Source organism: Pseudomonas sp. RIT-PI-AD, from assembly GCF_025642785.1.
Taxonomy (GTDB): domain Bacteria; phylum Pseudomonadota; class Gammaproteobacteria; order Pseudomonadales; family Pseudomonadaceae; genus Pseudomonas_T.
In genome coordinates this window covers 1-446 of sequence record NZ_JANZKU010000073.1, presented here as the reverse complement: position 1 = coordinate 446, position 446 = coordinate 1, and the positions used below count along the sequence as shown (strand labels likewise).

Here is a 446-nt window from a genome sequence, read left to right as displayed (position 1 = left end):
CAAGCGCGGCCATGCGGCGGGTCGCGCGCGGGGCATGGCGCCGGGGCGTCTGTTCACCCTGGAAAACCACCCGGTGGGCAGCCAGAACCGCGAGTACCTGATCGTCGCCACCGACTACCAGTTCAGCGACAACGACTACGAGTCCAACTCCAGCTCCGACAGCCACGTGCTGCGCATCAAGCTGGAAACCCACCCGTCCGACCTGCCGTTCCGGCCCGAGCGGGTCACCCCCAAACCGCAGACCATGGGGCCGGACACCGCGGTGGTCACCGGTCCCAAGGGACAGGAGATCTACACCGACGAATTCGGCCGGGTGAAGGTGTCCTTCCCGTGGAACCGCTACTGCAGCAAGGACGAGAACAGCTCCTGCTGGATTAGGGTTTCCCACCCCTGGGCGGGCTCGGGCTTCGGCGGCGTGCACATCCCGCGGATCGGCCAGGAAGTGC

The 446-nt window shown here is 67.0% G+C and carries 1 protein-coding gene; it reads left to right on the top strand.

The window, feature by feature from the left end; translation table 11 throughout:
• The coding region (gene tssI / locus OGL92_RS22085; RefSeq protein ID WP_263148035.1) for a type VI secretion system tip protein TssI/VgrG at window positions 1–446 on the top strand (446 nt) is incomplete at both ends.